The 15,833-nt window shown below is 76.0% G+C and carries 15 protein-coding genes; 4 read left to right on the forward strand and 11 right to left on the reverse strand.

Annotated features, from left to right (window positions below):
- Positions 1 to 18: 18 nt before the first annotated feature.
- Both LPU61_RS04530 and LPU61_RS04535 read left to right on the forward strand, forming a co-directional pair.
- Entirely contained in the window at positions 19 to 231 is a 213-nt protein-coding gene (locus LPU61_RS04530; RefSeq protein ID WP_229404206.1) for a hypothetical protein, read from the forward strand.
- A gap of 228 nt (positions 232 to 459) precedes the next feature.
- Positions 460 to 882: an SRPBCC family protein gene (locus tag LPU61_RS04535; protein ID WP_043962556.1), complete on the forward strand. Its 423-nt coding sequence runs from the start codon at positions 460 to 462 to the stop codon at positions 880 to 882.
- Here the strand turns inward: LPU61_RS04535 and LPU61_RS04540 are convergent.
- Entirely contained in the window at positions 857 to 1,354 is a 498-nt protein-coding gene (locus LPU61_RS04540; RefSeq protein ID WP_229404207.1) for a GNAT family N-acetyltransferase, read from the reverse strand. The genes LPU61_RS04535 and LPU61_RS04540 overlap by 26 nt on opposite strands.
- Positions 1,355 to 1,425: 71 nt before the next feature.
- Here LPU61_RS04540 and LPU61_RS04545 point away from each other — a divergent pair, with 71 nt between their 5' ends.
- On the forward strand, positions 1,426 to 1,941 hold the full coding sequence (locus LPU61_RS04545) for a DUF1990 family protein (RefSeq protein WP_229404208.1): 516 nt from the start codon (positions 1,426 to 1,428) through the stop codon (positions 1,939 to 1,941).
- Between the two features lie 30 nt (positions 1,942 to 1,971).
- Here LPU61_RS04545 and LPU61_RS04550 read toward each other — a convergent pair whose 3' ends face one another.
- From LPU61_RS04550 to LPU61_RS04590, 9 genes are all read right to left on the reverse strand, one after another.
- A complete protein-coding gene (locus LPU61_RS04550; RefSeq protein ID WP_229404209.1) occupies positions 1,972 to 2,889 on the reverse strand; it encodes a DNA-3-methyladenine glycosylase in 918 nt (305 codons plus the stop codon).
- Positions 2,890 to 3,258: 369 nt separating this feature from the next.
- Complete coding sequence (locus LPU61_RS04555) at positions 3,259 to 3,918, reverse strand: lipoprotein (protein WP_043962560.1); 660 nt, start codon at positions 3,916 to 3,918, stop codon at positions 3,259 to 3,261.
- Between the two features lie 206 nt (positions 3,919 to 4,124).
- Positions 4,125 to 4,910 carry an anti-sigma factor gene (locus LPU61_RS04560; protein WP_229404210.1) on the reverse strand — a complete coding sequence of 262 codons (786 nt, stop codon included), beginning with the start codon at positions 4,908 to 4,910 and terminating at the stop codon, positions 4,125 to 4,127.
- On the reverse strand, positions 4,907 to 5,605 hold the full coding sequence (locus LPU61_RS04565) for a sigma-70 family RNA polymerase sigma factor (RefSeq protein WP_043962562.1): 699 nt from the start codon (positions 5,603 to 5,605) through the stop codon (positions 4,907 to 4,909). The genes LPU61_RS04560 and LPU61_RS04565 overlap by 4 nt, the downstream gene beginning before the upstream one ends.
- A gap of 84 nt (positions 5,606 to 5,689) precedes the next feature.
- Entirely contained in the window at positions 5,690 to 6,547 is an 858-nt protein-coding gene (locus tag LPU61_RS04570; protein ID WP_229404211.1) for a spermidine synthase, read from the reverse strand.
- Positions 6,547 to 7,518: a hypothetical protein gene (locus LPU61_RS04575; RefSeq protein WP_043962564.1), complete on the reverse strand. Its 972-nt coding sequence runs from the start codon at positions 7,516 to 7,518 to the stop codon at positions 6,547 to 6,549. Before LPU61_RS04575 ends, LPU61_RS04570 begins: the two co-directional genes overlap by 1 nt.
- A gap of 68 nt (positions 7,519 to 7,586) precedes the next feature.
- On the reverse strand, positions 7,587 to 10,061 hold the full coding sequence (locus LPU61_RS04580) for an AAA family ATPase (protein WP_229404212.1): 2,475 nt from the start codon (positions 10,059 to 10,061) through the stop codon (positions 7,587 to 7,589).
- Positions 10,061 to 11,209 (reverse strand): exonuclease SbcCD subunit D, encoded by a 1,149-nt coding sequence (locus LPU61_RS04585; RefSeq protein ID WP_043962566.1) that lies wholly within the window; start codon positions 11,207 to 11,209, stop codon positions 10,061 to 10,063. The genes LPU61_RS04580 and LPU61_RS04585 overlap by 1 nt, the downstream gene beginning before the upstream one ends.
- A 9-nt stretch (positions 11,210 to 11,218) precedes the next feature.
- On the reverse strand, positions 11,219 to 12,973 hold the full coding sequence (locus LPU61_RS04590) for an ATP-binding protein (protein ID WP_043964232.1): 1,755 nt from the start codon (positions 12,971 to 12,973) through the stop codon (positions 11,219 to 11,221).
- 383 nt (positions 12,974 to 13,356) lie between these two features.
- Here LPU61_RS04590 and LPU61_RS04595 point away from each other — a divergent pair, with 383 nt between their 5' ends.
- The gene (locus LPU61_RS04595; protein ID WP_229404213.1) at positions 13,357 to 14,901 is read left to right on the forward strand and encodes a M4 family metallopeptidase; all 1,545 of its coding nucleotides are present in this window, start codon (positions 13,357 to 13,359) and stop codon (positions 14,899 to 14,901) included.
- 82 nt (positions 14,902 to 14,983) lie between these two features.
- Here LPU61_RS04595 and LPU61_RS04600 read toward each other — a convergent pair whose 3' ends face one another.
- Entirely contained in the window at positions 14,984 to 15,811 is an 828-nt protein-coding gene (locus LPU61_RS04600; RefSeq protein WP_229404214.1) for a pyrimidine reductase family protein, read from the reverse strand.
- Between the last annotated feature and the right edge of the window lie 22 nt (positions 15,812 to 15,833).

Raw genomic sequence — 15,833 nt, forward strand, 5'->3', positions numbered from 1 at the left:
CGGAGCTACCTTCGCCGGGTGCGGGAGTGGGTCTGCGGATGCTGCGGGCGCTGGCGGGTCAGCGTCGAGCTGATCCACGGGCGCTACCGGTACCGTCTGGTGCGCCGCTACCCGGCCCGCTTCGGCGGCGGCAAGGACGTGCTCGGCGAGGTGGGCACGGTCGCCGAGCTGGAGGAGCTGCTGCGCCGCCGTACCCCGCTCACCCTGGCCGACCTCCACGAGGCCGCCTGACCGCCCCCCGCGACCCTCCCGCCTTCCGATGTTGGACAGTTGGTGTCCGCGCGGAGCAGTAGATGTCCAAGATCCCGGGATCAGCCGCGCGGAGGGAGCGCGGAGACCGGGCAGAGGCGGCGTGGCGGCCGCGCCGTCACGATGTCGCGCCCGGTCCCGTCGTCGTGGACGGCAGCGGCCGGGACGCTGGCCGGTCGGGTGGCAGCGACGACGGAAGGGGCGGGGACGATGAGGTTCGAGGCGGTCACGGAGATCGACGCCGACGCCGAGCGGGTCTGGGAGGTGCAGTCCGACGTCGACCGCTGGCCGGAGTGGACCGCCTCGGTGCGGCGGGCGTGCCGGCTGGAGCCCGGACCGTTGACGGTCGGCTCCACCGCCCGGCTGGAACAGCCCGGACTGCGCCCCGCCGTGTGGCGGGTCGTCGAGGTCGAGGCACCGTACCGCTTCGCCTGGGTCTCTGCGCTGCCCGGCGTGCGCAGCCGTGGCGACCACCGGATCGTCCCGCTGCCCGGCGGCGGGGTCCGGGTCGAGTTGAGCCTCGACCAGTCCGGCCCGCTGGCCGTCCCGGTGGGCTGGCGTTACGGCGGCCTCATCCGGCGCTACCTGCGGCTTGAGGCCGAAGGGCTCAGGCGTCGCTGCCAGCCGGGCTGACCAGCCGCTTCTCCAGCACCGCGAGGGAGATGCCGTTGGCGTCCGGGCGGTGCCCGACGATCTCGTAGCCGTGCCGGCGGTACAGCCGCAGGTTCCGCTCGCTGGCCGCCCCGGTGAACAGGGCGAACCGGGACGCCCGGCCGGCGCAGGCCGCCTCCACCTCGGCCAGCAGCCGGGCGCCGACGCCCCTGCCCTGCTGGTCGGGGGCCACCGCGAGTCGCCCCACGTGGGCGGTGCCGGCGTCGTCGACCAGGGCCCGGACCGACCCGACCAGGCGGTGCCCGGCGCGGGCGACCAGCACCGTGGCGGGACCGGCCAGCACGGCCAGGATCTCGTCGAGCGTCTCCGCCAGCGGCGGCAGGAACGGGTCGCGGTAGTGCTGGGCCTCGGTGACGTAGGCGGCCCGCTGCACGGTCAGGATCTCCCCGGCGTCCGCGAAGCCGGCCGGGGCGATGGTCAGGTGGTCGGTCACCGGGCCAGCTCACCACAGCCGGCCCGGGCGGCCGTACCCTGGCGGGTGTCCCACGCGAGGAGGCCGCCGCCGTGCCCGAGCTGACCTACCCGCACCCCGGCGCGACCCGCGCCGGTGAGCTGCCGGCCGGGTGGCGGCACGTCCGGCACCGGGTGCCGCTGCCCGCCGGGTCCTTCGACGCGGCCGGCGCGGCGGTGCTGGGCTGGCGGCTGCACCGGGCCGCCGGCATCCGGATCGACGCGACCGCGCCCCGCGCCGCACCCGGGGTCACCGTCGTCTCCCGGCTGGGCGTCGGCCCGCTGCGGCTGGCCGCGCCGTGCCAGGTGGTCTGGGCCGCCGACGACGACCGCCGGGCCGGCTTCGGGTACGGCACGCTGCCCGGCCACCCGGCGCGGGGCGAGGAGGCGTTCGTGGTGGAGCGCGACGACTCCGGCGCCGTCTGGTTCGAGGTGCGCGCGTTCAGCCGGCCGGACCGCTGGTTCATGCGCGCCGCCGGGCCCGCCGGCCGGGCCTTCCAACGGGGGTACGCCTGGTGGCTGGGCCGCACCCTGCGCCGCCTGTGCGCCCGCCCCGCCGCGCCCGCCTGACCGTCCCGCCGCCTCCAGCTGGCAGTCGGGTCAGTAGCGGGCGAAGGAGCGGATCGGCATCCTCGGGCCGTACCTCGGGGCCTGCACGCCCCCGGCGGCGAGCAGCACGCAGACCCGCCCCCGGTGCCCCCGGAACGGCTCCAGCAGCGCCAGCATCCGGGCGTCGTCGCCGCGCGGCTCGCCGGCTAGGGCCCAGGCCACCGTGTTCGGCACGTGGTAGTCGCCGACGCTGACCGCGTCCGGGTCGCCGTACGCGATCCGCACCACCTCGGCGGCCGTCCACGCCCCGATGCCGGGCACGGCGGTCAGCCGGCGGGTCGCCTCGGCGGCGTCGGCGCAGCGTTCCAGCCGCCCGGCCTCGGCGGCGGCCCGGCGCAGCGTGTCGGCGCGCTTCTGCTCCACCCCGAACGGGTGGAACACCCAGTACGGCGCGGCGGCCACCGCCGCCGGGTCGGGCGGCAGCAGCAACGGCTGCATCGGCCCGGGCGCGGGCTCGCCGAAGTGGCGCACGGTCGCCGCGTACGCCCGGTAGGCCTCCGTGCCGGTGACCTTCTGCTCCAGGATCGCCCGCAGCACCCGGGCGAAGACCTGGCCGGTGGCCGGCATCCGCAGCCCGGGGTGGCGCGCGGCCAGCCGGGCCACCACCGGGTGCGCGGCGGCCCGCTCGGCGAACCCGGTGAGGTCGTCGCGGAGTCCGGCGACGGCGTCGGCCCGCTCGACGACCCAGTCGGCCCCCGGGCCGTACCCCTCGGCGAGCAGTTCCCCGGCGGCGGCCGGTCGGAGCGCGAGGGTGGCGGGGCCGGCGGGGGTGCGGGCCGCCCACCAGAACGTGCCGGCGGTGATCCGGGCGCACGGGTCGTACGTGCTGAAGGTGAGCGGCCGGACCGACGCGGCCAGCCGGTAGCCGGCGGGCGGGCGCAGCGCCCGGCAGGCGGAGGGTTCGCTCACGCCGTCACTCTGCCACGGTCCCCGCCGCGCGAGGGCACGGCCCCGCCGCGTCGAGCGGGGCGCGCGGGGAGTGGACGGCGCGCAAAGAGCGGCACCGCCGACGTGGGGAACGTCGGCGGTGCCTCCTTGCCGGAGCGGAGCGGCCGGAGCCGGCCGTGGGGTGCGGGGTGGGGGGACCTCGGCGGGTGCGGTTGCTGGCGTCAGCGCGCCCGCCGCCCTCCTCCGCTCCGGGAGGTCCGGCGATCGCGGCGCCGGCCGCCCTGTCGGGGGCCGGCGCCGCGGCCGGGACGCGGCGTTGCCGGTACGCCGGTCCGGTTCACGGCGGTGGTCGGTCGTGCCCTCCCCGGCCGCGACCGACCACCGGGTCCGTCAGTACGAGTAGCTGGAGTCGCCGGAGCCCGAGTCGTCCGCCGACGGCGGGGCGACCGCCTTCGGGGTGCCGGTCGGCAGGCACTCGAGGTTCTTCTTGCCGTCGGGCTGGGCGACGAACCAGGTGCCGCCGACGCCCTGACCCTTCCACTGGCCCGGCTTCTTGTCGCCGATGTAGCGGTACAGCGGCCAGCCGCCCAGCGTGATCTGCCGGGTGCCGTCCTGCCGGGTGATGGTGCCGACCTTGTCGTCGGAGACGCCGCTGAGCTGCGGGCTGCCGTCGGTCAGGGCGGGCGGCCACACCTCGGCGCACTTGTCCACGCAGTTCGACGCGGGCGGGTCGTCGGAGTCCTTGTCGAACCGGTAGAGGACCCAGCCCTCCTCGTCGGTGACCACCTTGCCCATCCGGGCCACCTTCTTGCCGACGAGCTGGTCGGTCAGCTCGACGTCGGCCGGCGGCGCGGCGTCCGGGGCCGCGGTGGTGGCCGCCGCGTCGGGGGAGGCCGAGGCCTCCGGTTCCACTGCCGCAGTGGGCTCGGCCGCGGCCACGGCGACCGGCTCGGCCGCGCCCGAGTTCGCCCCGTTGTAGCCTGCGGGAGCGCAGGCCGTAAGTGCGACCATGGCGCTTGCGACGATGACGGTCCGCTTCAGCTGTGCCACGTGCCCTCCTCATTCTTTGCAGTTCGCCGGTTAGTACGGATCGGCTGGCTGTCAAGGTTGAAGGAATAACAGTGGTCAATTTCACTTATCTCGGTTGAACCATTCCCGGTCGCCGCGCGTACCGCCGGACAACCCCTCCGCGGCCTGCGGAAACGCCGAAACGGCGCCGGCCGCGACAGCGACCGACGCCGATCCGGGTACGCGTGTTACATCGGCACCTGCACGAGCGGGCTGGCCACCCCGCTGGCGTCCACCGACTGCACCAGCACCTTGGCGATGTCGTCCTTCGGCACGGACGTGGCCCCGCTCAGCTCCAACGGCAGCGGATTGGTGGTGGTGCCGTAGCCGCCCCCCGGAACCGACCAGGTCGACAGGACCTCGGTCGTGTCGTTCTTGCGGACCACCATCAGCCGGCAGGTGCGCGGCCCCGGCAGCCGCTTGAGCTGGAAGTCGATCCGGGTGCCGAAGTCCTTCGAGATCAGCCACATGTTGAGCTGCACGCCGGTGGACGCGTCGACGGCCGTGAACGGCTCGCCCTCCTGCTCGTTGCCGCCGGTGCCCGGGTCGTTCGGGTCGGTGCTCTTCCCCGGGCTCGGCGTGCCGTCGAGCGTCGTGGGCGCCGTCGGCTGCGCGCCGATCCGCGGCGTCTCACCGCCGCCGGCGACGCTGGCGATGCCGACGCCGGTGAGCCCGCCGAACACCACCACGGCGGCGGCGCTCGCCAGCAGCTGCCGGAACCGGGTCCGCCGCCGGTGCGCCCGCACCGCGACCAGCGTCCGGTCCAGCAGGGCCGGGTCGGTGGCGGTCTGCTCCAGGGCCGTCATCGTCTCGCCGTCGATGTCGGAGAGCAGCCCCACCACGGGAACCATCGTCTCCAGCTCCGCGGCGCACGCCCAGCACGTGGCGAGGTGCTCCTCGAACCGCTCGGTGTCGTGCTCGTCCAGCACGCCCAGCGCGTACGCGGCGACGTCCATGTGATCTGCCCGGCTCATTCCGTCACCCCCCTCTCCTGCAGGGCCGTGCGCAGCGCGCGCAGGGCGTAGTAGACCCGCGACTTGGCGGTGCCGAGCGGCAGGCCCAGCTCCTCGGCCGCCTCCGGCACCGTCCGGCCCCGGAAGTACGTCGCCACCAGGATCTCCCGGTGCGACTGACTCAGCGTACGCAGCGCGTCGGCCACCGTCATGGTGCGCAGCACCCGGTCGGTGCTGTCCGACTCGGCGAAGGCCGTCAGGTCCCGGTCGTACGTCTCCGCCGGGCGGGCCTGTTCGCTGCGGTGCTCGTCGATGGCGATCCGCCGGGCCACCGTCACCAGCCAGGGCCGCAGCGACCCCTGCCCCTGCGCGCCGAGGCGGTGGGCGTTGCGCCAGGCCCGCAGCAGCGTCTCCTGCACGATGTCCTCGGCGCGTTGCCGGTCCCCGCCGGTGAGCCGCATCACGAACGCCAGCAGCGGCCCCGCGTGCTCGGCGTAGAGCAGCCGGATCAACTGGTCGGAGTGACTGGTCTCAGTGGACACGGCCTGGTGCCGCCCGGGTGCTGATCTCGGAGACACCGGGCCATTCTGGCCATCGGCGGGGCGTACGTCGACCCCCCGGGTCGACCTCGACGCGCGGGACTGCGGCTGCGCGCGGGCGGACATCCAGTCCACCCTCACCGCGTCGCCGTGCCAGCCGGCCGCCACCGCATGCATGCAGACCTCCGGGTGTCCGATGACATCAGCCCGACCCCCACCGGGCATGGCCGCCCGGTGATACGCACCGGGGAGCCCAGCGGATCAACGGCGCACCGAAAAAATTCCCGGCGGGGGCGGAGTGGAGTCGGTGGCGTCGGCGTCGCGCACCACGGCCGCCCCGCCGGCGAACCGGTCCAGCTCGTCGCCGGCCAGCACCCGGCCCGGGAACCAGTCCCCGGCCGCCCGCCGGGTCAGCTCCGGCACCGGCGGGTCCACCCGGCCGGCGACCAGCACCAGGTTGCCGTAGCGCCGGCCGCGCAGCACCGCCGCGTCGCTCACCACGCAGGCCCGGGGCAGCACCGCCCGGACCGTGGCGACCTGCGCGCGGGCGTGCCGCAGCGGCGGCCCGTCCGCGACGTTGGCCAGGTACCAGCCGCCGGGGGTCAGCACCCGGGCCACCTCGGCCGCGTACTCCACGCTGGTCAGGTGCGCCGGGGTGCGGGCGCCCGCGAAGACATCGGCGACCACCACGTCGTAGCTGGCGTCGCGGGTGGATCCCAGGGTGGCCCGCGCGTCGGCGACCCGCACCCGCAGCCGGGGGTCGGCCGGCCAGGGCAGCTCCCGACGGACCAGCTCCACGAGGGCGGCGTCCACCTCGGACACCCGCTGGGTGGAGCCGGGGCGGGTGGCCTGCACGTACCGGGGCAGGGTCAGCGCCCCGCCGCCGAGGTGCAGCACCCGCAGCGGAGCGCCCGCCGGGGCGACCAGGTCGAGGGCGGCGGCGAGCCGCCGGACGTACTCGAACTCCAGGTGGGTGGGGTCGGCGAGATCCACGTGCGACTGCGGCGCGCCGTCGAGCAGCAGGGTGGACGACCGCGGCCGGTCGGCGTCCGGGACCAGCTCGGCCTCGCCGGTGTCGACCCGCGCGGTCACCCGGCCCATGTCCCGGCGGCGGCCCATCAGACGCGGGGGCCGCGGCCCCGGGCCGCGGCGGTCAGCGCCCGGTGCAGCAGGCGGGCGTCGCCCAGCAGCGCCCGCAGGCGGCGCTCCAGGCCGGCGATCGGGACGAGGTTCTGCGGTGCGCGCGGGTCCTTGTACGGGGTCGACGCGAATCGGGGCAGCGTGACCAGCGACAGGTCGGCCAGCGCGAACGCCTCGGACTCGGCCAGCTCGGCCGAGCACTCCACCCGCACGATGCCGGCCCACGGCGCGCCCCCGGAGACGGGCAGCCGCAGATACCAGGAGTAGCCGCCCCAGGCGGTGACGAGCCGGAACACCGGGGACCGCTGGCCGGCACGCAGCCCGGTCACCACGGCCGTCAGCCGGGCATCGAGATACTGGCTGTGCTGGGTCTTGACGTACCCGAGGGTGCGGGGCAACTGCCGGCGGCTGCGCAGCGGGCCGTCGACGACCAGCAGGTCCCCGTCGACCCGGGCCGCACCGGAGACCTCCACCTCCAGCGCGGTCAGCGGCCCCTGCACGGCCGCCTGGAGCTTGTTGAGCTCGCCGGTGCCGCCGACCCGGTGCACCGGGTAGCGCACCGTGCCGGCGCGCACCTCCCGGGCCGACGGGCTGGCCGTGAACAGCCCCCGCCGCACCTGGGTGCCGGCGAGCCGCGCCGCGCCCCGCTCCAGGTCGCAGCGGACCACCCCGGCGGCGTACGAGGCGGCCACGCCCGGGAACGACGCCCCGTCGGCCTCGGCCGTCCACACGCTCGCGTCGATCCGGCGTACGCCATCGACGAGCAGCACCACGTCCGGGGCGCGGACGCCGGGCCGGACGTCGATGGCCCGCCAGTCCACCGCCGGCAGCTCCACCTCCGCGTCGACCTGCTGGCGGCTCGGCGTGGCCGGCCCGCCCGGCACCGCCTCGAAGGACGCGCCGTAGCCCGGGTCCCAGGCGTCGACGAACAGCTCCGGCGCCTCACCCACCGGATCGACCCCGCCCGGCCCCGCCCCGCCCGGCCCCCAACCGGTCGGAGCGCCCCCGCCCGGCCCCGTCACAGGCCCGTCCGTTCCACCCGGGCGGTGCGGGCGTCCTTGCGGACCTCGAACCGGACCGGGATGCGTTCGGCCAGCGCCGGCACGTGGGTGACCACGCCGACCATCCGGTCACCCCGGGCGGCCAGGCTCTCCAGGGTGGCCGCCACCGTGTCCAGGGTCGCCGCGTCCAGGGTGCCGAACCCCTCGTCCAGCACGATCGACTCCAGGCTCGCCGCCGTGGTGGACAACCCCGCGAGCTGCTCCGACAGCGCCAGCGCCAGGGCCAGCGACGCCTGGAACGTCTCCCCGCCGCTGAGCGTGCGCACCCCGCGCCGCAGCCCCGCGTCGTGGTGGTCGACGACGAAGAACTCGCCCTTGTCGTGCACCAGGTCGTACTGGCCGCCCGACAGCTCGCGCAGGATCCCCGACGCGCCGTCGACCAGCAGGTCCAGCGCCTCGGCCAGCAGCCAGCGCTCGAAGTTGTTGGCCCGCAGGTGCCCGGCCAGCGCCCGGGCCACCCGGGCCTGCCGCTCGTGCCCGGCCCGCTGCTCGCGCAGCTCGGCGGCCTGCTCGCGGCGCTCCACCAGCCGCCGGTGGGCGGCCTCGGCGCGCTCCACGGCGACGGTGGCCGCCCGCACCGGGTCGTCGGTGGCGGCCAGCCCGGCGGCGGCGAAGATCTCCGCGATCCGGTCCTGCACGGCCGCCACGGCGGCCTCCGCCCCGGCGACCGCCTCGGCCAGCCCCGGCCGGTCCGCGCGCCGCCGCGCCGCCTCCCCGCCGGCCCACCCCGTCAGCGTCGCCCAGGCCGCGGCGACGTCGTCCCGGTCGGCGGCCGGCGGGCCGAACCGGGCCAGCCCGTCGCGGGTCGCGTCGAAGCCCCGCCACGCGCCGCGCAGCCGCTCCTCGGCCGCGTCGAGGGCCCCCCGGGCCCGCCGGGCGGCGTCGCGCCCCGCCCGCACCGCGCCCGCCGCGTCGTCGAGGGCCCTGCGCAGCCGGGCGTGCTCGGCCAGGTCGTGCCGCAGCGCCGCCGGGGCGGCGGCACCCGCGAGCTGGTCGTCCAGCTCGGCCAGCCGGCCCCGCAGCTGGTCGTGCTCGGCGCGGGCCCGCAGCAGCACCCGCTCCACGTCCCGGGCCGCCGCGTCGCGCTCCTGCACCACCCGCTGGGCCGCCTGCGCCGCCGCCCGCGCCGCCTTCCCGGCGGCGGTGGCCCGCGCCACCGCCGAACCCGCCGGCACCGCCGGCACCCGGGCCACCACCTGCTCGCAGACGGGGCAGGCGGCCCCGTCGACCAGGTGCGCCCGCAGCGCCACCGCCTGGTCGGTGGCCTTGGCCTCCTCGTGCGCCCGGAACGCCGCCTCCAGCTCCGCCTCGGCCCGCTGCGCCGCCGCCCGCGCCTCCTCCAGCGCGGCGACCGCCGCGTCGTGCTCGGCCTGCGCGGCCGTCACCGCCGTGGCCACCGACCCGGCCTGCCCGGCGAGCCGGTCCCGGTCGGCGTGCGCCTTCAGCAGCAGCCGCAGCGCGCTCTCGTCGCCCGCGCCGGCCAGCTCGCCGCGCAGCTTCTCCTCGCGCTCCTCGGCCAGCGCCACCGCGCCCGCGGCCTCGCCCACGCCGGCCCGCGCGTCGGCCACCGCCCGCGCCACCTCGGCCACCCCGCCGGGCGCGCACACCCCGTCGAGCACGGCCAGCTCGGCGTCGAGAGCCGCCAGCGCCGCGTGGGCGTCCCGCGCCGCCGCCCGGGCCGCATCCCGCTCCGGCACGGCCGCCGCGACCGCCCCGGCCAGCTCGTGCGCCCGCCCGATCTGCTCCCGCGCCCCGGCCAGCGCCGCGTCGTCGACGTCGGCGAGCCCGCCGAGGACCCGGTCGACCGCCTCCAGCCGCGCCTCGGCCCGCCCGGCCCGCTCGGTGGCCCGCCGCTGCACCTCCTCGTAGACGCCGAGGCCGAGCAGGTTCACCAGGATCTGCTGCCGGGTCGCCGGCCTGGCGTGCAGGAAGTCGGCGAACTGCCCCTGCGGCAGCACCACGCAGCTGGTGAACTGCTCGTACGGCAGCCCCACCGCCTCCAGCACCGCCCGGTCCATCTCGGCCGGGGTGCCGGCCATCACCTCGCCCAGGTCCTCCGGGCTGAGCCCGGTGTCCAGTTTGGTCACGTCGAACCCGGCCGGCATGAGCTGCAACCCGGCGTTGGCGGTCTTGACGTTGCCCCGGCCGTCGCGGCGCACCACGCGGGTCGCCACGTAGCGGTCCCCGGCGGACTCGAAGACCAGCCGCACCCGCGCCTCGGTGGCGGACGGGGCGAGCGCGTTGCCCAGCCCCCGCGTCCCGCCCCAGCGGGGCACCGTGCCGTAGAGCGCGAAGCAGATGGCGTCGAGCACCGTGGACTTGCCGGAGCCGGTCGGGCCGACGAGGGCGAAGAAGTCGGCGTCGGTGAAGTCGACGGTGGTCTCGTCGCGGAAGACGGTGAAGCCCGCCATGTCCAGCCGCATCGGGCGCATCAGCGGTCCACCTCCTCGAACAGCTCGTCGAACAGCTCCCGGACGTCGGCGTCGTCGTGCCCCCGGCTGTCGAGGTAGTCGGCGAACAGCTCCCGGGGCGACCGGCCGGCCCGCTGGGCGGTGCGGGCGCCGCTGCCGGGGGCCGGCACCAGCTCCGGGTCGATCCGGATCTCCAGAGCCCGGGGCAGCAGCTCCTGCACCTCCTCCCGCAGCCCGGCCCGGGGCTGCTCGCGGACGAACACCCGCAGCCAGCCCTCTGGCGGGGCGATCTCGGCGAGCTGGGCGAGGGTGCCCCGCACCGTGCGCAGCGGCACCGCCGCCGGCACCGGCACCTCCCGGATGCGCGCCGCGCTGGTCGCGGTCACCTCGACGACCGTCACCGACGGGACGTTCTCCTGCTCGCCGAAGTCGACGGCGAGCGGGCTGCCGCTGTAGCGGATCGGGCAGGGCCCCGACACCCGCTGCGACCGGTGCAGGTGGCCCAGCGCCACGTAGTGGGCGGTGCCCGGGAACACCGTCGCCGGCACCGCGTAGCCCAGGACGGTGTGCGCGTCGCGCTCGCCGCCGCCGGTGGTCGCCCCGACCACGGTGAGGTGGGCGGTGACCAGGTGCACCCGGTCGGGCTCGTCGAAGCCCTCGGTGAGCCGGCCGAGCACCCGGCCCAGGTGGTCGGCGTACGTCTGGGTGGCCTCGGCGGCGGTCAGCTCGTACATCTCCACGGCCCGCACCGCGTAGCGCTGGGACAAAAACGGCAGCGCGGCCACCCGCCAGCGCTCCCCGCCGGCCGTCGTGCCGTCGATGACGTGTTCGTCGGGGTTCTCCCGCACCCCGCCGCGCAGGGTGATGCCGGCGGCCTCGGCCCACGGCCGCAGCGCGTCGAGGGCCTGGCCGTTGTCGTGGTTGCCGCCGATGGCCACCACGTCGGCGCCGGTGCGGCGCAGCGCGGTCAGCGCCCGGGTGACCAGCCGGGTCGCCTCCGGGGTGGGCGCGGCCGTGTCGTAGAGGTCACCGGCGACGATCACCAGGTCGGGGCGCTCGGCGCGGGCGACCTCGATCACCCCGGCGAGGACCTGCTTGTGCTCCTCGGCCCGGGACTGCCCCTTGAGCACCTTGCCGACGTGCCAGTCCGAGGTGTGCAGGATCTTCATGACTGCCCCCTAGAACGGGATGTCGTCGTCGCTCGTGCCGCCGCCGGAGCCGACCACCGCGAACGGGTCGGCCGCCCCCGTGATCGACCGTAGCGTCTCCGAGGGCGCGCGACCGGCCTCGGAGACCCGGGTGGCCCACGCCGGGAAGGGGAACTCCAGGCAGAGCGGGACCGGGATGTCGGGCTGGTTGACGAACATCGTGCCCGGCTTGGCCAGCAGCGCCCGCTGCCGCTGGGCCGGCGGCAGGAAGCCGTATTCCGGGCGGGACGCCTCGGCCGGGTCGAGCCGGCCGACCACCCGGATCGCCGAGTTGGTGACGATGCGCCGCTCCACCTCGCTCGCGGTCTGCTGCGCGCCGACCAGGATCACCCCGAGCGAGCGGCCCCGCTCGGCGATGTCGAGCAGCACCTCCTTGATGGGGGAGGAGCCCTCCCGGGGCGCGTACTTGTTGAGCTCGTCGAGGACGACGAAGAGCAGCGGCTTGGCCGTGCCCGCCTTCTCCTTGCGCTCGAACTCGCTCTTGAGGGTCACGCCGACGACGAACCGCTGCGCCCGGTCGGGCAGGTTGTGCAGGTCGACCACGGTCACCTGCGCGGACTCGCTGGTGTTGATGCTGTGCGGGCGGCGGGTGGCGAGGTCGCCCCGGATCAGCCGCCCCAGGTCCTTCTTGCTGCCGATGAGCCGTCGGGCGAACGCGTTGACCGTGCCCAGCCCGACGGCGCTGCCGGCCCAGTCGCCCCGGGTCTCGTCGTCGTTGAGCTGCTCGACGATGTGGTCGACCAGGTCGGTGTAGGACCCGAGGCGCACCCCGTCGACGCTCACCCCGCCGTCGGCGGGCTGCGCGTAGCGGGCCAGGTGGGCGGCGACCGAGTGGACGACCATCGTGTACTGCTGGCGCTCGTCGTCGGCGTCGGCGAAGACGTAGGGCAGGAGGCGGTCGGCGCAGAACTCGCTCAGCGTCCAGTAGAAGCTGTCCACCCCGGTCAGCCGGCTGCTCACGTCGGGGGTGCCGGAGGAGTCGCCGACCCGGGGCGGGGCGTAGACCCGCACATCGGGGAATGCCCCGGCGCTGAGCCCGAGCCTGGCGTAGCCGGCGCGGGTGGCGTCGTCGAGGCGGGTGTTGGGGTGGTCGAGGAACAGCAGGTCCTCGCCCTTGACGTTGAAGATCAGCGCCTTGGCGTTGACCGCGTCGCCGCCGAGCACCCCGGAACGGAAGACCGAGTAGAGCAGGAACGTGGCGAAGCTGGTCTTGGTGGCGACCCCGGAGATGCCGGAGATGGAGACGTGCGCGCCCCGGGTGCCGTCGAGGAAGTCGGCGTTGAGGTAGACGGGCACCCCGTCGCGGCCCATGCCCATCGGGATGCGCCGCTCCATCCGGTCGAAGTGCAACGCGCGGGCCCGCGCGTCGCCCTCGGCCCGGTGCACCACCGCCCCCGGCGTCGGCGGGACGTAGACCTCCGGGTCGACCCGGGTGGTGGTGATCTCGGCGGCCTCCTGCACCATCGCCGGCAGGGTGCCGTCGGCGATGGCGAACACGTCCGAGTCGAACTGGGCGCCCTCGTGCCGCGCCCGCACCTGGGTCACCACCCCGGCGATGGTCACCGGCTCGCGGTCGGGCATCTCGCGGCGGGTCACCACCACGTCGTCGAGCTGGAGGTAGCTGCCGGGGGCCACGGCCGTCCAGAACGTCAGCGGGGTGGCGTCGGCGGTGCCGAGCACGCGGCCGACCCCCTCGCCGGGGCCGGTGGACCCGTCGTCGGTGATCGGCAGGCTCTCGGTCATCGGCCCGCTCCCGTCAGCTGGTCGTCTCGGTCACGGCACACGAGGAGCATCCTGCCGCAGGGATGTGACAGGTTGCCACGCGACGCGGCGGACGCCACCCTCCGCCCGGTACGCGATCACTCGTCGCATTCCTCCGAACGCGCACGGTGTCGCAAAATTTCTCGTCGCAGAGGTGACACGAACCGGTTGCTCGGCGCAACAATGACACCGGCACTCATCGAGGATCTTCGTTACGTCGATGTTTCGGGGTGTGCCCCTGCGGCCCGCCACCTGCGGGCCGTGGGCCGGCCCGGCGGCCACCACCGCCGGGTCACCGCCGGTCGGCACCCCCTTCCGACCGGCCGTCGATCGAAGGCAGGAGCCTCATGCGTCGTACCACTGTCCTGGCGGGCCTGGCCTCGGCCGCGCTGCTGGCCACCGCCGTGCCCGGCGCGGCCGTCGCCGCCCCGGCCGCCGCCCCCTCCGCCGACGCGTTCACCCGCGCCGTCACCCAGCTGAAGTCCCACGCCGGCGACGCCCTCGCCGGCGACGGGCAGAGCTTCACGCTGAAGAACGTCGCGACCGACGCCGACGGCACCGAGCACGTCCGGCTGCACCGTTACCTCGACGGGCTGCCCGTGCTCGGCGGCGACCTGGTCGTGCACCTCGGCAAGGGCGGCGCCTGGCGCGGCGCCAGCCAGACCCTGACGGCCGCCCCGCGCCGCGCCGACCGCTCCGCGCGGCCCGCCGTCGGCGAGGCCGCCGCCGGCCGCGCCGCCCTCGCCGCCTCCACCGCCACCGCCCGCCGCGTCGACGGCACCCAGCTCGTGTACGACGCCGACGGCGCGCGCACGGCCCTCGCCTACGAGGTGGTCGTCGGCGGCGTGTACGCCGACGGCACCCCCAGCGAGCTGCACGTGCTCGTCGACGCCGCCACCGGCGGGGTCCGCAGCTCCTGGGAGGGCGTGCAGCGCGAGGGCACCGGCAACACCCTCCACTCCGGCACCGTGCCGCTGGGCACCACCGCCTCCGGCAGCACGTACCAGCTCACCGACGGCGCCCGCGGCGGCCACAAGACGTACGACCTCAACGGTTCCACCAGCGGCACCGGCACCCTCGTCGCCAGCGCCACCAACGTCTTCGGCGACGGCACCACGGCCAACCGGCAGACCGCCGCCGCCGACGCCCACTACGGTGCGGCCGTCACCTGGGACTACTACAAGAACACGTTCGGCCGCAACGGCATCCGTAACGACGGCGTCGCCGCCTACAGCCGGGTGCACTACAGCAACAACTACGCCAACGCGTTCTGGAGCGACTCCTGCTTCTGCATGACCTACGGCGACGGCGGCTCCGGCTTCGCCCCGCTGACCTCCCTCGACGTCGCCGGCCACGAGATGACCCACGGCGTCACCAGCAACACCGCCGGCCTGGTCTACAGCGGTGAGTCCGGCGGCCTCAACGAGGCCACCAGCGACATCTTCGGCACCCTCGTGGAGTTCTCCGCCGCCAACGCCAGCGACCCCGGCGACTACCTCATCGGCGAGAAGCTGCGCAGCACGCCGCTGCGCTACATGGACAAGCCCTCGAAGGACGGCTCCTCGGCCGACTGCTGGTCCACCACCCTGCGCTTCAAGGACGTGCACTACTCCTCCGGCGTGGCCAACCACTTCTTCTACCTGCTCGCCGTCGGCAGCGGCGCGTCCGCGTACGGCAACAGCCCCACCTGTGACGGCAGCACCATCACCGGCATCGGCAACGCCAAGGCCGGCGCGATCTGGTACCGCGCGCTGACCACCTACATGACCTCGCGGACCAACTACGCGGGGGCCCGCACCGCCACCCTGTCGGCCGCCGCCGACCTGTACGGCGCCAGCAGCGTCGAGTACCGGACCGTCGCCGCCGCCTGGACGGCGGTCAAGGTCGCCTGACCCGATCGGAGTACGGCGGGGGCGGCGACGTCCCCGCCGTGCCGGAACCGCCCGCGGCCCCGGCCCCGCGCCCCCGCCCCGCCTACGAAGCGGCGGCCGGGGCCGGGGCTGCGTCGGCGTCGGCGTCGGCTTCGGCGTTGGCGTTGGCGTTGGCTTCGGCTTGGGCTTCGCGGGCGTAGCGGAGCATCAGCACGCCGTCGGCGGCGGCCAGCACGTGTCGCAGCGGCAACTCCCGGTGCCCGCCGGCGGGCCCGGCGGCGATCCGCCCCGGCCCGGCCCCGGCGAGCAGCGGCGCGACCGTGAGGCAGACCTCGTCTACCAGGTCGGCGGCGGTGAGCGCGCCGAACAGGTGCGGGCCGCCCTCGCAGAGCACCTGCGAGAGGCCGCGCCGGCGCAACTCGGCCAGGCCGGCGGCGAGATCCACCCGGTCGGCCCCGCAGCGCACCAGGTCGGCCACCTCGGTCAGGCCCGGCGGCGCCTCGGCGGCGGCGTGGGTGAGCACCACCGGGCGCACCGGCGCGTCGGCGAAGGCGGCCTGTGCCGGGTCCAGGTCCAGCGAGCCGGAGACCACCACCAGGGTCGGATACTCGGCCAGCCCGTGGGCGCGCCGCCAGGCCCGCCGCGCCGCGTCGAGCCGCACCGCGCCGTACCCCTCGTGGCGCAGCGTCCCGGCGGCCACCAGCAGCCCGTCGCAGAGCATCCGCAGCAGGCCGAAGACCCGCTTGTCCGGCACGCCGGACAGCCCCGCAGAGTAGCCGTCGAGCGAGACCGCGCCGTCGACGCTCGTCACGAAGTTCACCCGCAGGTGGGGCCGGTCCGTCCGGCCGTACAGCGCGGTCAGCTCCGCGTCGTCCAACGGGGTCGCCGACGGGGCCGGCCAGAGACGGGAAATCGCGGCTTCGGCGCTCATTCGCCGGCCGGACCCGTGACCG

Origin of the sequence: Micromonospora sp. NBRC 110038 (assembly GCF_020884815.1) — a bacterium.
Taxonomy (GTDB): Bacteria; Actinomycetota; Actinomycetes; order Mycobacteriales; family Micromonosporaceae; genus Micromonospora; species Micromonospora haikouensis.

Coding starts and splice junctions, on each gene's coding strand:
- LPU61_RS04570 (WP_229404211.1), bottom strand. CDS start 6,547: ATGGGCCGCCGCCGGGACATGGGCCGGGTGACCGCGCGGGTCGACACC.
- LPU61_RS04565 (WP_043962562.1), bottom strand. CDS start 5,605: ATGCATGCGGTGGCGGCCGGCTGGCACGGCGACGCGGTGAGGGTGGAC.
- LPU61_RS04585 (WP_043962566.1), bottom strand. CDS start 11,209: ATGAAGATCCTGCACACCTCGGACTGGCACGTCGGCAAGGTGCTCAAG.
- LPU61_RS04595 (WP_229404213.1), top strand. CDS start 13,357: ATGCGTCGTACCACTGTCCTGGCGGGCCTGGCCTCGGCCGCGCTGCTG.
- LPU61_RS04580 (WP_229404212.1), bottom strand. CDS start 10,061: ATGCGCCCGATGCGGCTGGACATGGCGGGCTTCACCGTCTTCCGCGAC.
- LPU61_RS04600 (WP_229404214.1), bottom strand. CDS start 15,811: ATGAGCGCCGAAGCCGCGATTTCCCGTCTCTGGCCGGCCCCGTCGGCG.
- LPU61_RS04535 (WP_043962556.1), top strand. CDS start 460: ATGAGGTTCGAGGCGGTCACGGAGATCGACGCCGACGCCGAGCGGGTC.
- LPU61_RS04560 (WP_229404210.1), bottom strand. CDS start 4,910: ATGAGCCGGGCAGATCACATGGACGTCGCCGCGTACGCGCTGGGCGTG.